This is a genomic window from Streptomyces nidicola (assembly GCF_050106155.1).
In the GTDB taxonomy this organism is placed as follows: domain Bacteria; phylum Actinomycetota; class Actinomycetes; order Streptomycetales; family Streptomycetaceae; genus Streptomyces.
The window spans coordinates 6,580,191-6,596,768 of sequence record NZ_JBNBPI010000001.1 but is presented as its reverse complement, the minus strand read 5'-3'; the positions used below and the strand labels follow the sequence as shown (position 1 = coordinate 6,596,768).

The window sequence follows — 16,578 nt, the reverse complement described above, 5'->3', positions numbered from 1 at the left end:
TGTCTAGCCGAGCGTCTTCCGCATCGCACGGTGGTCGATGCCGGCGTCGAGGAACTCCGGCCCGTACGCGACGTATCCGAGGCGCTCGTAGAACCCCAGCGCGTGCGTCTGCGCGTGCAGGTCCACGGCGGCGAGCCCACGCGCGCGGGCCGCGTCCTCGATGGCCCGCACCAGCGCGGCGCCGACGCCGAGTCCGCGCGCCGCCTTCGTCACGGCGAGCCGCCCGAGGGCGCCGACATCCGCCGCCCCGCCGTTCTTCACGGCGGCTGCCTCGCCGGTCAGCAGGCGACCGGTGCCGAGCGGCTCCCCGTCCTGCCGGACGGCCAGGACGTGCACCGCCCCTGCGTCGTACGCGTCGTACTCGATGTCCTCGGGTACGCGCTGCTCGACGACGAAGACCTCCTTGCGGACGGCGAAGCAGGCCTGCCGGTCCGCCTCGTCCTCCGCGACACGGGTCACGTACGAGGGAAGGGGGGTGCTCACGCGCTCTCCGCCCTGACCCTGTCCAGGGCCGTCTGAAGGTCCTCCGGGTACTCGCTCTCGAACTCGACCCACTGGCCGTCCGCCGGGTGCTCGAAGCCGAGCCGCACCGCGTGCAGCCACTGCCGCGTCAGGCCCAGCCGCTTCGCGATCGTGGGGTCCGCGCCGTACGTCAGGTCGCCCACGCACGGGTGCCGGTGCGCGGACATGTGGACGCGGATCTGGTGCGTGCGCCCCGTCTCCAGCTTGATGTCGAGGAGCGAGGCGGCGCGGAAGGCCTCGATGAGGTCGTAGTGCGTGACGGACGGCTTGCCCTCTGCGGTCACGGCCCACTTGTAGTCGTGGTTCGGGTGCCGCCCGATGGGCGCGTCGATGGTGCCGCTCATCGGGTCGGGGTGGCCCTGCACCAGCGCGTTGTACCGCTTGTCCGGGACGCGCTCCTTGAACTGGCGCTTCAGCGACGTGTACGCCCGCTCCGACTTGGCGACGACCATCAGGCCCGACGTGCCCACGTCGAGGCGGTGGACGATGCCCTGGCGCTCGGCGGCGCCGGACGTCGAGATCCGGTACCCGGCGGCGGCGAGGCCACCGATCACCGTCGTCCCGGTCCAGCCGGGGCTGGGGTGGGCGGCGACTCCCACCGGCTTCATGATCACGACGATGTCGTCGTCGTCGTGCACGATCTCCATGCCCTCGACGGGCTCGGCGACGATCTGTACGGGAGCGGGCGCCTGCGGCATCTCCACTTCCATCCAGGCGCCGCCGTGCACCCGCTCGGACTTGCCCACGACCGAGCCGTCCACCGCGACCTTTCCGGCGGCGGCGAGCTCGGCGGCCTTGGTGCGGGAGAAGCCGAACATGCGCGAGATGGCGGCGTCTACGCGCTCGCCCTCCAGGCCGTCGGGTACGGGCAGGGTGCGGACCTCGGGAATCGTGCTCACGCATCGAGTATGCAGGAGCGCACCGACACTCCCGCACACGAGCCCCGTGACCTCGGCCTTTGTGCGCCGCGGGCCTCGGGCCTCAGTCCTTGTGGACGGACCCGTCGGGGTCGATGCCGCGGAAGGACAGCAGCACGATCAGGATGCCGCCGCACACGATCGCCGAGTCGGCGAGGTTGAACACCGGGTAGTGCTTCGGCGCGATGAAGTCCACCACGGCGCCCTCGAAGACGCCCGGCGCCCGGAAGATCCGGTCCGTGAGGTTGCCGAGCGCCCCGCCGAGCAGCAGACCGAGGGCGATCGCCCAGGGCGTGCTGTACAGCTTCCGGGCGAGCCGCGCGATCACGACGATCACGGCGGCCGCGATCAGGGTGAAGATGATCGTGAAGGCCTCGCCGATGCCCCAGGCGGCGCCCGGGTTCCTGATCACCTCGAGCTGCAGCCAGTCACCGATGATGTGGATGGCGTCGCGGTGCTCCAGCTTCGCCACCACGATGAGCTTGCTGCCCAGGTCCAGGACGTACGCGAGCGCGGCCACGACGAACAGCACGGCGATCCGCCGCCTGCCCTTGGGCCGCTCCTGGACCTGCTCGTCGACCTCATCGGGCCGCTCCGGCTCGGCTGCCCCCGCGTCCGGGGAATCCGGCGTACCGATGATGCGCTCCGCCTCTGCCACGTGAGTCCCTCAACCTAGTACCTGACTGAGGACGAGAGTACGGCACGCGGGGGCCCGCCCCCATGGGCCGGTGCCCCGGCGCGGGCCCGGCGCACGCTTCAGTACCTGCGCTCCTGCTTCTGCTTGCACTCGACGCACAGGGTCGCCCGCGGGAACGCCTGCATGCGCGCCTTCCCGATCGGGTTGCCGCAGTTCTCGCAGAGCCCGTACGTCCCCGCGTCCAGGCGCTCCAGGGCCCGCTCGGTCTGGAGCAGCATCTCCCGCGCGTTGGCGGCGAGCGACATCTCGTGTTCGCGGGTGATGTTCTTGGTGCCGGTGTCGGCGTCGTCGTCGCCTGCCCCGTCCCCGGAGTCGCGCATCAGCCCCGCGAGGCCCTCCTCGGCGGCGGCGATCTCGTGCCCGAGCCGCAGCACCTCGCTCTGCAGCTCGGCGCGCGCCTCCTCGGCCTCCTCCGGGGTCCAGGGATCCTCGCCCGGACGGACGGCCAGCTCGCCGGGTTCGGCGGTGCCGCGCGCCTTGGGAACCGCGCCCGGCTTCTTGGTCGCCGTGGCCGTGCCCTGAGTCTTCTTCGCAACCACTGTCATGGCTCCCGTCTGCTTCGCGGCCTCGGCCGCGTCCTCGGTCGCGGAGGCGACCGTCTTCTTCGCGCCCTTGCGTCCGCCCGCCGGGCCGACGCCGTCCGCCTTCTCCCCCGCCTTCTCGGCGTGCGCACCCGCCTTCCCGGCACCCGGGCCCTTGCCCTCCGCCTTCGCGGCTGCGGTCTTCTTCTTGGCCGCGGCCTTCTTGGGTTCCGCGTCCGTGGCACCGGCCGCCGCCGCGCCCTCCTCGGTGCCGGCCTCGGCCTTTTCCGCAGCCGCCGTCCTGGCTGCGGCCGTCTTCTTGCCCGCAGTCGTCTTCTTGGTCGCGCTCTTCGCCGTCGCCGCCTTCTTGGTCGTGGCCTTCTCCGGTGTCGCCTTCGTGGACGTGGCCTTCGCGCTCGTCTGCTTGCGGGTCGTCGTGTGCGACGCGGCGGACGACTTCTTCTTGCCGGAGGGCGTCTCCTTCGGCTCGGGCGTCTGCGACGCCTTCGCCCCGGCCGCGTCCTTCCCGGCACCGCCGGAGGCCGCCGCGCCCGTGGTTCTCCCGGACTCCGACTGCTGATCGGCGGTCTTCTTCGCCACCATGGTCGCGGCCCCTTCACAATTTGTGATCTTGCTCGCGAATCGTGCTGGGACGATAAATCGACTCCAGGCCCGCGGCAACGGGGCGCACCACAGGACCGGGCCCCGCGCGAAGGCCTCGTGACCGACCCGCGACGAACCTGCAAGCGTTGTGCCCAGCTCCCCGCTTGGTAATCCGCCGCCGTCCCGGCCTCCCCCGGCCCGCCCGGTGACCGGCCAGGATCGGACAACCGGCGTATGGCCATTCGGGTCACCGGACGCACCCGCGCCGCGCCCGCCCGGGCCCCCGCGAAAACCGGTCGGCCGCCCCCTCCCGGGCGCCGTACACTGGGCGGAGCGAAAAGCGTGGATGGGGCCGAGTAGCGGCGTAGGCAGCCAAGAGCGAACCGGGGACGGTGGAAGCCCGGCGGCGAGCGCGACGCGAAGATCACCCCGGAGCCGCCGGAAGAACACCGCAGCCCGCAGGGCGCGGCCAGTAGACCCGGCATCGCGACCCCAATGAGGGGGCTCACCGGAGCGCACCACGCCCCGGCGGGCCAAGGAGGGTGGTACCGCGGGAGCGCGCCGCACACGGCGCAGCAGCCTCTCGTCCCTCCGACGGAAGAAGGCAGATCCGCCGGAGGAAGACTGATGACGCAGTACCGCCAGGTGCCCGCCCAGGTCGACCTGCCCGCCCTCGAGCACGCGGTGCTCGACTTCTGGGACGAGCAGAAGATCTTCGCCAAGACCCTGGAGCAGTCCGAGGGGCGCCCCGAGTGGGTGTTCTACGAGGGCCCGCCCACGGCCAACGGCATGCCGGGCGCCCACCACATCGAGGCCCGCGTCTTCAAGGACGTGTTCCCCCGGTTCCGCACGATGCGCGGCTACCACGTGGCCCGTAAGGCGGGCTGGGACTGTCACGGCCTCCCGGTGGAGCTGGCGGTCGAGAAGGAGCTCGGCTTCAGCGGCAAGAAGGACATCGAGGCGTACGGGATCGCCGAGTTCAACGCCAAGTGCCGCGAGTCCGTGACCCGGCACACCGACGCCTTCTCCGACCTGACGACCCGCATGGGTTACTGGGTGGACCTCGACGACGCGTACCGGACGATGAACCCGGAGTACGTCGACTCGGTCTGGTGGTCGCTGAAGGAGATCTTCAACAAGGGCCTGCTGGTCCAGGACCACCGCGTCGCTCCCTGGTGCCCGCGCTGCGGCACCGGCCTCTCCGACCACGAGCTGGCCCAGGGCTACGAGACGGTCGTGGACCCCTCGGTCTATGTCCGTTTGCCGCTCACCTCCGGTCCGCTGGCGGGCCAGGCCGCGCTCCTGATCTGGACGACGACCCCGTGGACCCTGGTGTCCAACACGGCCGTCGCCGCGCACCCCGACGTGACGTACGTCGTCGCCACGAACGGCGAGGAGAAGCTCGTCGTCGCCGAGCCGCTCGTCGAGAAGGCGCTCGGCGAGGGCTGGGAGACGACCGGCGAGTCCTTCACCGGCGCGGAGATGGAGCGCTGGAAGTACCAACGTCCGTTCGAGCTGGTGGAGTTCCCGGAGGAGCCGGCGGCCCACTACGTCGTCAACGCCGAGTACGTGACGACCGAGGACGGTACGGGTCTGGTCCACCAGTCCCCCGCCTTCGGTGAGGACGACCTCAAGGTCTGCCGCTCGTACGGCATGCCCGTCGTGAACCCGGTCCGGCCCGACGGCACCTTCGAGGAGGAGCTCGACCTGGTCGGCGGTGTCTTCTTCAAGAAGGCCGACGAACAGCTGACCGAGGACCTTCAGAACCGCGGCCTGCTCTTCAAGCACATCCCGTACGAGCACAGCTACCCGCACTGCTGGCGCTGCCACACGGCGCTGCTCTACTACGCGCAGCCGTCCTGGTACATCCGCACCACGGCCATCAAGGACCGCCTCCTCCAGGAGAACGAGAAGACCAACTGGTTCCCGGAGACCGTGAAGAACGGCCGCTTCGGCGACTGGCTGCAGAACAACATCGACTGGGCGCTGTCCCGCAACCGCTACTGGGGCACGCCGCTGCCGATCTGGCGCTGTGAGGAGAACCACCTCACCTGCGTCGGCTCGCGCGAGGAGCTCTCGCGGCTGACCGGCACGGACCAGTCGTCCCTCGACCCGCACCGCCCGTACATCGACGACGTCACGTTCACGTGCACCCATGAGGGCTGTACGCGGACGGCGGTGCGCGTGCCCGAGGTCATCGACGCCTGGTACGACTCGGGTTCCATGCCGTTCGCGCAGTGGGGCTACCCGTACAAGAACAAGGAACTCTTCGAGTCCCGGTACCCGGCGCAGTTCATCTCCGAGGCCATCGACCAGACGCGCGGCTGGTTCTACACGCTGATGGCGATCGGCACGCTGGTCTTCGACAAGTCGTCGTACGAGAACGTGGTGTGCCTCGGCCACATCCTCGCCGAGGACGGCCGCAAGATGTCCAAGCACCTGGGCAACACGCTGGACCCGATCCCGCTGATGGACCGTCACGGTGCCGACGCCGTGCGCTGGTTCATGGCGGCCGGCGGCTCCCCCTGGGCGGCCCGCCGCGTGGGCCACGGCACCATCCAGGAGGTCGTCCGCAAGACGCTCCTCACGTACTGGAACACGGTCGCCTTCCAGGCCCTGTACGCCCGTACGTCCAACTGGGCACCCAGCGCGGCGGACCCGGCCCCGGCCGACCGCACGGTGCTCGACCGCTGGCTGCTGTCCGAGCTGCACCAGCTCACGGACGAGGTCACCAAGTCCCTTGAGGCGTACGACACCCAGCGCGCCGGCAAGCTGCTCTCGGCGTTCGTCGACGACCTCTCCAACTGGTACGTGCGTCGCTCGCGCCGCCGCTTCTGGCAGGGCGACAAGGCCGCGCTGCGCACCCTGCACGACGTGGTGGTGACGATCACTCAGCTGATGGCGCCGCTCACGCCGTTCATCGCGGAGCGCGTGTGGCAGGACCTGGTCGTGCCGGTCACCCCGGACGCCCCGGAGTCGGTGCACCTGTCCTCGTGGCCCGAGGCCGACCGTTCGGCGATCGACCCGGAGCTGTCGACGCAGATGGCGCTGGTCCGCCGGCTCGTGGAGCTCGGTCGCGCCACGCGCGCGGAGTCGGGCGTCAAGACCCGCCAGCCGCTCTCGCGCGCGCTGGTCGCGGCGACGGGCTTCGCAGGCCTCTCCCCCGAGCTCCAGGCCCAGATCACGGAGGAGCTGAACGTCTCCTCCCTGGCCTCGCTCTCGGAGGTCGGCGGCAGCCTGGTGGACACCACCGCCAAGGCGAACTTCCGTGCCCTCGGCAAGCGGTTCGGCAAGCGCGTCCAGGACGTGGCGAAGGCGGTCGCGAACGCGGACGCGGCGGCGCTGTCCCTGGCCCTTCGCGAGGGCAATGCCTTCGTGGAGGTCGAAGGCGAGAAGATCGACCTCGCCCCGGATGAGGTCATCATCACGGAGACCCCGCGCGAGGGCTGGTCCGTCGCCTCGGACTCCGGCGCCACGGTGGCGCTCGACCTGGAGCTCACGGAGGAGCTGCGGCAGGCGGGCCTGGCCCGTGACGCGATCCGCCTGATCCAGGAGGCCCGCAAGAACAGCGGCCTGGACGTGGCGGACCGGATCGCCCTGCGGTGGACGTCCACGGACCCGGCGGTGATCTCGGCCCTGTCCGAGCACGCGGGCCTGATCGCCGACGAGGTCCTCGCCACGGACTTCACCCAGTCCGAGGCGGACGACACGTACGGCTCCGCCTTCACCGACGAGGGCCTGAGCCTGACCTTCCACCTCCGCAAGGCCTAGCCACACCGGGGGCTCCGCCCCCGGACCCCCTTGCCCTCAATCGCCGGGCGGGCTTGATACCTCAACCCCGCCCGGCGATCACTTTTCCCAGACGAAGCCCGACCTTCCCAGCCCCGCCGCGATCGCGGCCCTGGGCCGGGGACAGAACCCCGATCTCTCCAGCCCCGCCGGCACTTGAGGCGCACAGTCCGGGACGAAGCCCCGATTTTCCAAGCCCTTGCGGCGCTTGAGGCCCGGGGTCCGGGACACAGCCCGACCCTTCCAGCCCGCCGACGCTTGAGGCCCGGGGTCCGGGACACAGCCCGACCCTTCCCAGCCCGCCGACGCTTGAGGCCCGGGGTCCGGGACACAGCCCGACCCTTCCAGCCCGCCGACGCTTGAGGCCCGGGGTCCGGGACACAGCCCGACCCTTCCAGCCCGCCGACGCTTGAGGCCCGGGGTCCGGGACACAGCCCGACCCTTCCCAGCCCCGCCGGCGCTTGACGCACGGGCCCGGGGCGGAGCCCCGAACTTTTCAGCCCCTGCGGCGATTGAGCAGCGGGGGCCGGGGCGGAGCCCCGAGGCCGGGTGACGGCCGACCGTCACGACCCACGACCGAAGGGCCGGTTGACCAGAAACGTTTCTGGTCAACCGGCCCTTCGGCGTTTCGTACCCCCTACGTACACCAGAACACCCACCCCAAGCGGCCAGCGCAAAGGCCTTGGCCCGGATCGCAGAAACGATCCGGGCCAAGGCCTGAATGAATGCCGACGCCTAGCTACTACCTGGCGCTACAAGCAAACGCGCCGCTCAGTTGTCGTCCTCGTCGATGAGGAACCCACGCATCGGCGAGGGCGCCTGCCCCATCGGCGACGGACCCTGCGGCCGCACCGGAGCCATCGGCTGCGTCATCGCGGGCGACATCTGCTGCTGGCCGCCGCCGTACGACGGACCGCCGCTCTGCTGGTTGCCACCCATCGACTGGTTGCCACCGTAGGACGGCGCACCCGCACCGGCCGGAGCCATGGAAGGCGCCGGGGACGGCGGCAGGCTCGCGGTCGCCGGCGTACGCGGCGGGGCCAGCGAGTCGTCCGCCTGGGTCTCCAGCTGGCGCAGCTGCGACTCCAGGTACGACTTCAGACGCGTGCGGTACTCGCGCTCGAAGCCGCGCAGGTCCTCGACCTTGCGCTCCAGCGTGGCGCGGGCGGACTCCAGGGAGCCCATCGCCACGCGGTGCTTCTCCTGCGCGTCCCGCTCCAGGGCATCGGCCTTGGCACGGGCGTCACGCTCAAGACCCTCGGCACGGCTGCGCGCCTCGCCGACGATCTTGTTCGCCTCGGAGCGGGCCTCGGCGATCGCCTGGTCGGCGGTCTGCTGGGCCAGCGAGAGGACACGGGCGGCGCTGTCGCCACCGGGGCCCTGACCGGGCTGCGGCAGCTGCGGGCCACCGTGGCCGCCCATGGGACCGCCCATCGGGCCGCCCAGCTGCGGCTGCTGGCCCATCGGCCCCTGGCCCATCGGGCCGGGACCCTGCGGGCCGCCCTGCGGACCGTGTCCGCCAGGACCGGCCGGCAGCTGCGGGGCACCGCTCGGCAGCTGGGGCGGGCCACCCATGGGGCCGCCCATCTGCTGCTGCGGCGGGCCCGATATACCCGCGGGCACCGGAGCGCCCGGGCCTCGCATGCCCTGCGGGGGACCCTGCTGCTGGTCCTGCGGGCCACCCTCGGGTCCACCGGGACCGCCAGGTCCACCGGGGCCACCAGGACCGCCGGGGCCCTTGCGCATCCCGCCCTGCTGCTGGTTCTGCGCAGCGGCGCGGGTGGCTGCGGCAAGTTTCGCGCGCAGGTCCTCGTTTTCTCGAAGAAGACGAGTCAGTTCGGCTTCGACCTCATCGAGGAAGGCATCGACCTCGTCCTCGTCATAGCCTTCTCGGAGGCGGACGGTCGTGAACTGCTTGTTCCGCACGTCCTCGGGGGTCAACGGCATCTCTTCACCTCAACGTTGTCGTCGGCATTCGGCAAGACCGTAGTTGACATCGTGCTCACAGCCGGCTCACGACGGAGATCAGGATGTAGACGATGATCATGAGTACGAAGAAGGACAGGTCGAGCGCCACGCCCCCGAGACGCAGCGGCGGAATGAACCGCCGCAGAAGCTTGAGCGGTGGATCAGTGACAGTGTAGGTGGCCTCCAGAACGACCACCATCGCCTTGCCGGGTTGCCACGAGCGGGCGAACTGGAAGACGTAGTCCATGACCAGCCGGAAGATCAGCACGATGAGGAAACACATCAGCGCGATGTAGACCACATCAAAAACCACGCCCATGTCGGCGGTTCCCTCTCCCCTGTTGCTCGTGCCTTGTGACTAGTTGGTAGCTAGCCGTCGTACTTTGCTGCGTCTCAGCTCTGGTTGAAGAACCCGCCCTCTGCGATACGGGCCTTGTCCTCCGCCGTGACATCGACGTTAGCAGGCGACAACAGGAACACCTTCTGTGTCACTCGCTCGATGCTCCCGTGAAGACCGAACACAAGACCGGCGGCAAAGTCGACAAGTCGCTTCGCATCGGTGTCGTCCATCTCCGTCAGATTCATGATCACCGGAGTGCCCTCACGGAAGTGTTCCCCGATGGTACGGGCCTCGTTGTAGGTCCGGGGGTGCAAAGTGGTGATGCGGTAGGGCTCCCGCTCGGACACGACCTTGGGCATGATCACCGGTGCGTTCTTCTCCAGGCTCTGACGTTCAGGTGTGATGGATGCCACGGGGGCGATTCGTGCCGGACGTCCGGATTCAGCGGCAAGCGAAGCAGGTTGGCGCACCGGCTCACGCGGAGCCGGGGGCTGCACTACTCTGACCGATTCGTCCACATCCGTCGCGGCGTGGGAATTGTGTGACTGATGCGACGGCTCGTGCCGGTCGTGTCGTCGAGGGGCCCGCTCGGGCTCCGGGTCGAGTTCGGGCTCGAAGTCGTCATCGGGGTCGAACCCCCGGCCGTCGTACCCATCGTCCTCCACGAGGCCGAGGTAGACCGCCATCTTGCGCATCGCGCCGGCCATTCTCTGAGTCCTCCGCTCTGTGGTGGATCGGCTGACGTCAACCAAAGTGCCCGCGATCCACGTGGCCTCCCCGCCCATCAGCGAGAATGACCATATTTTCTGCTGTGGTCCGACTTCTTCGCGACGTTACCCGAGCCGGGGTCGGACACCGAGGACCGCGGTACCGACGCGCACATGTGTCGCTCCGGCCGCCACGGCCTGCTCGAGGTCCGAACTCATCCCTGCCGAGACCATGTTCGCAGCCGGATGGGCCGCGCGCACGGCAGTCGACAAATCCATGAGCCGCTCGAACGCCGCCTGTTGCCGCCCCGCGTAGTCCCCGGTGAGCGGCGCGACGGTCATCAGTCCGTCGAGCCGCAACCCCGGAGCCTCGGCCACGCGCGCGGCCAACTCCTCTACTCCGCCGGGGCCGATGCCCCCGCGCTCCCCCCGGCCGTCCGCGCCGGCGTCGAGCGCGACCTGGATCAGACAACCCAGTTCGCGCTCGGCCCGCACGGCTTCCTTGGAGAGCGCCGTGACGAGCTTGTCCCGGTCGACGGACTGCACCAGACCGGCATAACTCGCCACGGAACGAACCTTGTTGGTCTGAAGCTGACCGACAAAGTGCCAAGTAAGCGGCAGATCCGAGCATTCCGCGGCCTTGGGTGCCGCGTCCTGGTCCCGGTTCTCCGCCACGTGCCGCACCCCGAGCCCGGACAGGATCCGCACATCGCTCGCGGGGTACGTCTTGGTGACCACGATGAGGGTCACGTCGTCCCGCTTGCGCCCGGCCGCCGCGCAGGCCGTGGTGATACGTTCCTCCACCGTGGCCAGGTTCGCGGCGAGCTCTGCCGTACGTTCCTGAAGGTTCGTCATGTCGTCTCAGTCCAGCCAGACATAGCCGGCGAGTCGGCCGGTGGCCTTGTCGCGGCGGTACGAGAAGTGATCGTGCGACTCAAGTGTGCACACCGGCGACTGCTCCCGGTCACGCACCCCGAGCCTCTCCAGCTGGGCATGCACACCCGCGGTCACATCGACGGCCGGGGTGCCCCAGCTGGTCTCGGCGTACGCCGCCGGCTCCACCGCCGCGACCTCGGCCCGCATCTCGGCCGGCACCTCGTAGCAGCGCCCGCAGACCGCGGGCCCCGTACGGGCGATGATCCGGGCCGGCTCGGCGCCCCGCTCCACCATCGCCCGGACCGCGGCCGGCACCACTCCGGCGACCATGCCGGGACGCCCCGCGTGCGCGGCGGCGACGACCCCGGCGACCGGGTCGGCGAGGAGAACGGGGGTGCAGTCCGCCGTCAGCACGGCGAGCGCGAGTCCGCGCCGCGTGGTGACGAGGGCGTCGACGCACGGAATGTCGGCTTCGGTGGGCCAGGGCCCGTCCACCACCGCCACGTCGGGGCCGTGCACCTGGTTCATCCACACGACACGGGAGGCCTCGAGGCCGAGCGCCCGCGCGGCCAGCTCCCGGTTGCGCAGCACGGCTTCGGAGTCGTCGCCGACCGCGCCGCCGAGATTCAGCTCCTCGTACGGAGCGGCGCTCACCCCGCCCCACCGGTCGGTGAAGGCGAAGTGCGCGCCACTCTCGGAAGACACTGTGTGATGTTGTCCTGTCACTGCGGTGATCCGACCCGCTCCACGATCACGTTCAGAAACACGTGATCACTTGAGGAAGTCCGGCACGTCGAGCTCCTCGGCCTGGCTGTCCGGGTAGGACGGCCGCGGAACCTGCGGGGCGGTGGCCGGGGCCGCCGGGGCCTCGTTCACCGGGGCGGGCGCCTCGGCCGGCGGGGCCGGGGTCGGCGCCTGCGGCTGGGACTCCTCGCGCTGGGTGACGCTGCCGAGGTTGCCGAAGGCCGGACGCGCGGGCTCGGGGGCCGGCGTCGAAGGCCGCGCCGGCGTCGCCGGCTCCTCACGCTTGGCGGTCGACGAACCGACCACGTTGTCCCGCTTGTTCGGCGGCTGTCCGCCGTCGAAGCCGGCGGCGATGACGGTGACCCGCACCTCGTCGCCGAGCGCGTCGTCGATGACGGCGCCGAAGATGATGTTCGCCTCGGGGTGGGCCGCCTCGCTGACCAGCTGCGCGGCCTCGTTGATCTCGAAGAGACCGAGGTCCGAGCCGCCGGAGATGGAGAGCAGCACGCCGCGGGCGCCGTCGATGGACGCCTCGAGGAGCGGCGAGGAGATCGCCATCTCGGCCGCCGCCACCGCGCGATCGTCGCCGCGGGCGGAGCCGATGCCCATCAGGGCCGAACCCGCCTCGGACATCACGGACTTCACGTCCGCGAAGTCGAGGTTGATGAGCCCCGGGGTGGTGATGAGGTCGGTGATGCCCTGGACACCGGAGAGCAGGACCTGGTCCGCCGACTTGAAGGCGTCGAGGACGGAGACCTGCCGGTCCGAGATGGACAGGAGCCGGTCGTTCGGAATGACGATGAGGGTGTCGACCTCTTCGCGGAGTTCGGCGATGCCGTCCTCCGCCTGGTTCGCCCGGCGCCGGCCCTCGAAGGTGAACGGCCGTGTGACCACACCGATCGTGAGGGCGCCCAGCGAGCGCGCGATGTTGGCCACGACGGGTGCGCCGCCGGTGCCGGTGCCGCCACCTTCACCGGCGGTGACGAAGACCATGTCGGCCCCCTTGAGGACCTCCTCGATCTCCTCGCGGTGGTCCTCGGCCGCCTTGCGTCCGACGCCCGGATTGGCTCCGGCGCCGAGTCCGCGGGTGAGTTCACGGCCGACGTCGAGCTTGACGTCCGCGTCGCTCATCAACAGGGCTTGCGCATCGGTGTTGATGGCGATGAACTCGACGCCCTTGAGACCGACCTCGATCATCCGGTTGATGGCATTGACACCACCGCCGCCGACACCGATGACTTTGATGACTGCGAGGTAGTTCTGCGGTGCTGCCACGTCGAAGGCCTCTCGCCTCGAGTTACGTGTCGCCGCCTCGCGTTCTACGGTGCGACGACTGATGCCGAATTGGGGCGGTCCGGACTACTAGTTGACTACTAGTCGACTGCCGACCCGAACCCTAACGCTGAAGTTTAGGGTTACCAGTGTGTCTGTTTCCTGGACTCTTCCGAACCTGACACTAAGTCGACAAGTGGCGCCCGTTCAACGAACACGCCGAACCTCCCGTTTTTCTTTTCACCCTATGTGATCAGCCATGTCGATGCCCAACCAGGGTGCTGGCCTGCATCGATGTGCGTCAACTCCCGGACGCCGCAGGGGCCGTGGGAACACTCACGTCCAAGTGCCTGCCCTTCGGCTCGGCTTTCATGAGAGCGGTGAGAGTGCGTGCCTTCGTGTCACCCTGTTCGGCGCTCCCCCAGTCGACGGTCCGCCCGCCGGTCAGCTCCAGCGAGATGGCGTCGTACGAACGGACCTTGACGGTCCGCGTGTCACGCGCGACCGGCTTCGGGAGCTGCCCCGCGACCCGCACCGCCTCCCGTACGAGCCGGTCGGGGCCGAAGCGCCGCAGACTCGCCTCGGCGCGCCCCTGATCCGGCGTCAATTCCAGGCGGGGAACGTGCTTCAGGGGCTTGTCGACCGTCGCGAAACGAACGCCTTCACGGTCGACTTCGACGAACTTGTCTGAATTTCTGCCGTCTTCGACAATCAGGACCGGCTTGCGTTCCGTCACTTTCAGCCCGATTCCGTGCGGCCATGAACGGACCACATCAACGGAGTCGATTCGGGGCAATTTCCGGCGCAATCGGTCCTCAATGGCATCCGTGTCGACGGAGATCAGCGGGGCACCGACCGGCACGGCGGCCGCGTCCCGGACCTGAGACGGCGTCAGGACCCGGGTGCCGGAGGGCTTGACGCGCTCCACGCGCAGCCAGGGCGAGCCGTACAGCAGCCAGGTGCCGCCCGCACCGATCAGCACGAGCAGCACTCCGGCCACGACAAGGGTGCGCACGCTCGGCATGCGCACCCATCCCGCGGCGGGGGGCGGCTCGGACGCCTCGGACGACTCTCGTTCGCGATCGGTCGTGGTGGGTCCGGCCACTGTCCCCTGCCTTACATTCGTCCACTCGCTAACGACGCGAGTTGATCGCCTCGTACACCATCCCGACGAGCAGGTCGTCGGCGTCCCTGCGGCCGAACTCGGCGGCCGCGCGGGACATCTCGTACAGCCGGTGCGGGTCGGCGAGCACGGGCAGGACATTGGCCTGGACCCACTCGGGGGTCAGCTCCGCGTCGTCGACCAGCAGGCCGCCACCGGCCTTGACCACCGGCTGGGCGTTGAGCCGCTGTTCGCCGTTGCCGATGGGCAGCGGGACGTAGGCGGCCGGGAGTCCGACGGCGGAGAGCTCGGCGACGGTCATCGCGCCCGCGCGGCAGAGCATCATGTCGGCCGCGGCGTACGCGAGGTCCATCCGGTCCACGTACGGTACCGGGATGTAAGGGGGCATCCCCGGCATCTGCTGGACCTGCGGCAGTTCGTTCTTGGGGCCGACCACGTGCAGCACCTGGATGCCGGAGCGCTGGAGGAGCGGCGCGACGCGGGTGACGACCTCGTTCAGGTGGCGGGCGCCCTGGGAGCCGCCGGAGACGAGCAGCGTCGGCAGGTTCGGGTCGAGGCCGAACGCGGCGCGCGCCTCGGGACGTACGGCGGCGCGGTCCAGCATCGCGATGGTGCGGCGCAGCGGGATGCCGATGTAGCGGGAGCCGCGCAGCTTGCTGTCGGGCGAGGAGACCGCGACCTGCGCCGCGTACCGCGAACCGATCTTGTTGGCCAGACCGGGCCGCGCGTTGGCCTCGTGCACCACGATCGGCACGCCGAGCCGCTTGGCCGCGAGGTAGCCGGGCAGGGCCACGTATCCGCCGAAGCCGACGACCGCGTCCGCCTTGGTGCGCTCCATGACCTGCTCGGCCGCCTTGATGGTGCCGCGCAGCCGGCCGGGAACCGTGATCAGTTCGGGCGTGGGCTTGCGCGGCAGCGGTACGGCGGGGATCAGCGCCAGTTCGTAGCCGCGCTCCGGTACGAGTCGGGTCTCAAGGCCGCGTTCCGTGCCCAGGGCCGTGATGCCCACGGTCGGGTCCTGCCTGCGCAGGGCGTCCGCGAGGGCGAGCGCCGGCTCGATGTGGCCGGCGGTCCCCCCACCGGCGAGTACGACATGCACCGAAATTCACCGCTCTCTGGACGGACGCGCCGAGGCGCGCCGTCGCATCGTGTTCCATCTCATCCCCCGGACTCCCGGGCTCCGCCGCATGGCGAGGGCGGCCCGCGCCGCCGGCTCGTCCCGCGCGAACGCGATCAGCAGCCCCACGGCGAACATGGTCGGAAGCAGCGCGGACCCACCGTACGAGAACAGCGGGAGCGGGACTCCGGCGATCGGCAGCAGACCGAGCACCGCACCGATGTTGACCACGGCCTGTGCCGTGATCCACGTCGTCACGCCTCCCGCGGCATAGCGAACGAAGGGGTCCTCCGTGCGTCCGGCCACGCGGATACCCGCATAGCCTAGAGCCGCGAACAGGGCGAGCACCGACAGCGTCCCCGCCAGGCCCAGTTCCTCACCGGTGATGGCAAAGATGAAGTCGGTGTGCGCTTCGGGAAGTTGTCCCCATTTTTCCACACTCGCTCCGAGGCCCGAACCGAAGAGTCCGCCGGAGGCCAGGGCGTAGATCCCGTGCAGTCCCTGCCAGCACATGTCGCCGGGTCCCGCGTCCGCGCTGCCCAGGCAGGCGAGGCGCGCCATGCGGTTCGGGCTGGTCTTGATCAGGAGCAGGCCGATCACGGCGGCCACCGAGAGCACGCCCACGAAGAGCCGCGTCGGCGCCCCGGCCGTCCACAACAGGCCGAAAAGGATCGCGGTCAGCAGGATCGCGGTGCCCATGTCGCCGCCGAGCATGATCAGCCCGAGCAGCATGAAGGCCACCGGAACGAGCGGCACCAGCATGTGCTTCCACTGGGTGAGGAGGCGCTTGTCGTGTTTGCGCGCCAGCAGATCGGCGCCCCACAGGATCAGCGCCAGCTTCCCGAACTCGCTGGGCTGCAGCATGAAGGGGCCACCGAGCGAGATCCAGTTCTGGTTGCCGTTGATCGACACCCCTATCCCCGGCACCTGCACGAGGACCATGAGGAAGACGCTGACGGCGAGGATCGGATAGGCGAGCGCCCGGTGCAGCTTCACCGGCATCCGCATCGCGATCAGCAGCAGGACGCCGCCGATGACGGCCGCGACGAACTGCTTGCGGAAGAAGTACGAGCTGGACAGGCCCATCTGCAGGGCCGTGATCATCGAGGCCGAGTAGACCATGACCAGGCCGAGGACCGTGAGCAGCAGCGCGGCCCCGATGATCAGGTAGTACGCCGTGAGCGGCCGGTCCCAGGCGCGCTTGGCCTGGGCGTACAGGCGCTGTATCGGGTTGACCCGGGCCCGGTAGACCTTGCTGGTCCTCCGCGGCGGTGCGGCGGGGCGCCCGGTCGTGCGGGGAGGACTGCTACCGGCCATGACCGTCCCCCACCGATGAGCCGTACGTCTGCGCTGCCACGTTCCCCTCCCGAAGGGTGCCCGGC

14 protein-coding genes are annotated in these 16,578 nt (G+C 70.0%); 1 reads left to right on the top strand and 13 read right to left on the bottom strand.

Going from position 1 to position 16,578, the window contains the following annotated elements; all coding sequences use genetic code 11:
• Positions 1–3 precede the first annotated feature (3 nt).
• From ACOKM3_RS29770 to ACOKM3_RS29755, 4 genes are all read right to left on the bottom strand, one after another.
• Positions 4–483, bottom strand: coding sequence for a GNAT family N-acetyltransferase (locus ACOKM3_RS29770; protein ID WP_426904095.1), 480 nt, complete (start codon positions 481–483; stop codon positions 4–6).
• Positions 480–1,421 (bottom strand): RluA family pseudouridine synthase, encoded by a 942-nt coding sequence (locus ACOKM3_RS29765; RefSeq protein ID WP_426904094.1) that lies wholly within the window; start codon positions 1,419–1,421, stop codon positions 480–482. Before ACOKM3_RS29765 ends, ACOKM3_RS29770 begins: the two co-directional genes overlap by 4 nt.
• An 82-nt stretch (positions 1,422–1,503) precedes the next feature.
• Positions 1,504–2,097 (bottom strand): signal peptidase II, encoded by a 594-nt coding sequence (gene lspA, locus ACOKM3_RS29760; protein ID WP_426904093.1) that lies wholly within the window; start codon positions 2,095–2,097, stop codon positions 1,504–1,506.
• A 98-nt stretch (positions 2,098–2,195) separates the two neighbouring features.
• On the bottom strand, positions 2,196–3,260 hold the full coding sequence (locus ACOKM3_RS29755) for a TraR/DksA family transcriptional regulator (RefSeq protein WP_426904092.1): 1,065 nt from the start codon (positions 3,258–3,260) through the stop codon (positions 2,196–2,198).
• Positions 3,261–3,887: 627 nt separating this feature from the next.
• Here ACOKM3_RS29755 and ileS point away from each other — a divergent pair.
• The gene (ileS, locus tag ACOKM3_RS29750; RefSeq protein WP_426904091.1) at positions 3,888–7,031 is read left to right on the top strand and encodes an isoleucine--tRNA ligase; all 3,144 of its coding nucleotides are present in this window, start codon (positions 3,888–3,890) and stop codon (positions 7,029–7,031) included.
• Positions 7,032–7,820: 789 nt separating this feature from the next.
• Here ileS and ACOKM3_RS29745 read toward each other — a convergent pair.
• From ACOKM3_RS29745 to ftsW, 9 genes are all read right to left on the bottom strand, one after another.
• Complete coding sequence (locus tag ACOKM3_RS29745; protein ID WP_426904090.1) at positions 7,821–8,996, bottom strand: DivIVA domain-containing protein; 1,176 nt, start codon at positions 8,994–8,996, stop codon at positions 7,821–7,823.
• A gap of 55 nt (positions 8,997–9,051) precedes the next feature.
• Positions 9,052–9,336 (bottom strand): YggT family protein, encoded by a 285-nt coding sequence (locus ACOKM3_RS29740; RefSeq protein WP_026246351.1) that lies wholly within the window; start codon positions 9,334–9,336, stop codon positions 9,052–9,054.
• A gap of 74 nt (positions 9,337–9,410) precedes the next feature.
• Complete coding sequence (locus tag ACOKM3_RS29735; protein ID WP_426904089.1) at positions 9,411–10,064, bottom strand: cell division protein SepF; 654 nt, start codon at positions 10,062–10,064, stop codon at positions 9,411–9,413.
• 126 nt (positions 10,065–10,190) lie between these two features.
• The gene (locus ACOKM3_RS29730; protein WP_426904088.1) at positions 10,191–10,919 is read right to left on the bottom strand and encodes a YggS family pyridoxal phosphate-dependent enzyme; all 729 of its coding nucleotides are present in this window, start codon (positions 10,917–10,919) and stop codon (positions 10,191–10,193) included.
• A 6-nt stretch (positions 10,920–10,925) separates the two neighbouring features.
• The gene (gene pgeF, locus ACOKM3_RS29725; protein ID WP_426904087.1) at positions 10,926–11,666 is read right to left on the bottom strand and encodes a peptidoglycan editing factor PgeF; all 741 of its coding nucleotides are present in this window, start codon (positions 11,664–11,666) and stop codon (positions 10,926–10,928) included.
• A 45-nt stretch (positions 11,667–11,711) separates the two neighbouring features.
• Positions 11,712–12,959, bottom strand: coding sequence for a cell division protein FtsZ (gene ftsZ / locus ACOKM3_RS29720; protein ID WP_426904086.1), 1,248 nt, complete (start codon positions 12,957–12,959; stop codon positions 11,712–11,714).
• A gap of 298 nt (positions 12,960–13,257) precedes the next feature.
• Complete coding sequence (locus tag ACOKM3_RS29715; RefSeq protein WP_426904085.1) at positions 13,258–14,061, bottom strand: cell division protein FtsQ/DivIB; 804 nt, start codon at positions 14,059–14,061, stop codon at positions 13,258–13,260.
• Positions 14,062–14,089: 28 nt separating this feature from the next.
• The gene (gene murG / locus ACOKM3_RS29710) at positions 14,090–15,178 is read right to left on the bottom strand and encodes an undecaprenyldiphospho-muramoylpentapeptide beta-N-acetylglucosaminyltransferase (RefSeq protein ID WP_426904084.1); all 1,089 of its coding nucleotides are present in this window, start codon (positions 15,176–15,178) and stop codon (positions 14,090–14,092) included.
• Positions 15,179–15,184: 6 nt separating this feature from the next.
• Entirely contained in the window at positions 15,185–16,513 is a 1,329-nt protein-coding gene (gene ftsW / locus ACOKM3_RS29705) for a putative lipid II flippase FtsW (protein WP_426904083.1), read from the bottom strand.
• Positions 16,514–16,578 lie beyond the last annotated feature (65 nt).

What these genes read in the sequence shown, in the direction of transcription:
- ACOKM3_RS29755 (WP_426904092.1), bottom strand. Translation starts at nt 3,260, where the DNA reads ATGGTGGCGAAGAAGACCGCCGATCAGCAGTCGGAGTCCGGGAGAACC.
- ileS (WP_426904091.1), top strand. Translation starts at nt 3,888, where the DNA reads ATGACGCAGTACCGCCAGGTGCCCGCCCAGGTCGACCTGCCCGCCCTC.
- ACOKM3_RS29745 (WP_426904090.1), bottom strand. Translation starts at nt 8,996, where the DNA reads ATGCCGTTGACCCCCGAGGACGTGCGGAACAAGCAGTTCACGACCGTC.
- ACOKM3_RS29740 (WP_026246351.1), bottom strand. Translation starts at nt 9,336, where the DNA reads ATGGGCGTGGTTTTTGATGTGGTCTACATCGCGCTGATGTGTTTCCTC.
- ACOKM3_RS29735 (WP_426904089.1), bottom strand. Translation starts at nt 10,064, where the DNA reads ATGGCCGGCGCGATGCGCAAGATGGCGGTCTACCTCGGCCTCGTGGAG.
- ACOKM3_RS29730 (WP_426904088.1), bottom strand. Translation starts at nt 10,919, where the DNA reads ATGACGAACCTTCAGGAACGTACGGCAGAGCTCGCCGCGAACCTGGCC.
- ftsW (WP_426904083.1), bottom strand. Translation starts at nt 16,513, where the DNA reads ATGGCCGGTAGCAGTCCTCCCCGCACGACCGGGCGCCCCGCCGCACCG.